Here is a 522-nt window from a genome sequence, read left to right as displayed (position 1 = left end):
TCCCCGCCCTCTTCCCCTTCTCCCTCTCCCCCGCGCGCGGCCCGGCCACTGACGATCAGCCGCCTGACGACGCGCACGAGTTCAGCGGGTTCGAAGGGCTTGGAGAGAAAGGCGTCCACGCCGACGTCGAGGCCGGTCTCGACCTCGTAGGGGCTGCACGCGCTGATGATGGCGAGGGGCAGATGGTTCGTCCGGGGATCGGCCCGGAGCCGGGCGGCGGTGCGCAGCCCGTCCAGCCGCGGCATGACGACGTCGAGCGTCACAAGGTCGGGCCGCACTTGGTGCACCACGTCCAGACACTCGGCACCATCGGCCGCGGTCACGACCTCGAGCCCTTCCAGCTCAAGATTGACCCTGATCAACTGCCGGATGACCTTGTTGTCGTCCACAACAAGCACCCGACCCGAAGCGCCCGGCACAAGTCGAGAGTAGGTCCGCCCGACCCACCGCGTCCGGGTTTTCCCCACTTCCACCCCGTGCGGGGGACGGGACTTCCAGCGCGTGCGGGGGGATGCAGCGTCC

At 69.2% G+C, this 522-nt stretch carries 1 protein-coding gene; it reads right to left on the bottom strand.

Features of this window, described 5'->3' with window-relative positions:
• A partial coding sequence (locus FRZ03_RS29075; protein ID WP_261399392.1) for a response regulator occupies positions 1-467 on the bottom strand: 467 nt, incomplete at its 3' end.
• Positions 468-522: the final 55 nt, after the last annotated feature.

Source organism: Streptomyces misionensis (assembly GCF_007896895.1).
GTDB classification, from domain to species: domain Bacteria; phylum Actinomycetota; class Actinomycetes; order Streptomycetales; family Streptomycetaceae; genus Streptomyces; species Streptomyces misionensis_A.
Note: the sequence above shows the minus strand (reverse complement) of the source record. Positions and strands in the feature narration are given on the sequence as shown.